The sequence below is a fragment of the Mycobacterium sp. 1482292.6 genome, assembly GCF_001672995.1.
GTDB lineage: Bacteria > Actinomycetota > Actinomycetes > Mycobacteriales > Mycobacteriaceae > Mycobacterium > Mycobacterium europaeum_A.
On record NZ_LZKV01000059.1, the window covers coordinates 1 to 747 of the forward strand.

The 747-nt window shown below is 73.6% G+C and carries 2 protein-coding genes; both read right to left on the reverse strand.

The annotated features are described in order from the left end of the window. Positions 1-396: PPE family protein (locus A5624_RS05110; protein WP_156748827.1), on the reverse strand; the 396-nt coding region annotated here is incomplete at its 3' end. Positions 397-398: 2 nt separating this feature from the next. Then, on the reverse strand, positions 399-680 hold the full coding sequence (locus tag A5624_RS05115; RefSeq protein ID WP_066862548.1) for a PE family protein: 282 nt from the start codon (positions 678-680) through the stop codon (positions 399-401). Positions 681-747: the final 67 nt, after the last annotated feature.

The window sequence follows — 747 nt, forward strand, 5'->3', positions numbered from 1 at the left end:
AAAGAAATTCGTCCCGACCAGCACCGCGTGCACGGTGTGATTGGTGGCCAGTTCCGCCAGCGTCGGCATGGCCGCCAAGGCGGCGGTGTACGCCGAGGCCGCGACCTCTTGTTGGGCGGCGGCCCCCGCGCTGTCGGCGCTGGCCTGCTGCAACCACGCCAGGTACGGCAGGTGGGCCGCCACGTACTGCTCGGCGCTCGGCCCCTCCCAGGCGCCGGCCTGGGCCTCCCCCAACAGCCCACTGAGTTCGGCTGCCGCCGAGGCGTATTGGGCGCTGAGCGCGGTCCACGCGCCGGCGGCCGCCAACAGCGGCCCCGGCCCTGGACCGGCGCTCAGTAACGCCGAATGCACCTCGGGTGGCGACGCCATCCAGATGGGCGCGATGGGGGCGGTCATGGTCAGGCGCCCGCGATTCCGAACGTCGCAGCGGCCGCGGTGTCTCCGGCGAGGTAGCTTGCGCCCGCTTCGCCGACGCCGACGCCGGCGCGGCCCAGCTCTTCGACACCCTGGGCCGCCACGGCGGAGTGCTCCTGGCCCGCAGCGCTGAATCCGACGGCGGTTTGCAGCGACACCGGATCGACCGCCGGCGGCACCACCGCCGTGATCGCCGGGGCCGCCGCCGCATGCGCGGCCGCCAGCCGGGCCGTCAGGGCCTCCACCGCCGCACTGGTGGCGGCCATGCCGACGCTGGCGGAACTGGCCACCAATCACACCGTGCACGCGGTGCTGGTCGGGACGAATTTCTTT

Bases quoted from the DNA above. Each gene is read 5' to 3' on its own strand.
- A5624_RS05115 (WP_066862548.1), bottom strand. From the start codon at position 680: ATGGCCGCCACCAGTGCGGCGGTGGAGGCCCTGACGGCCCGGCTGGCG.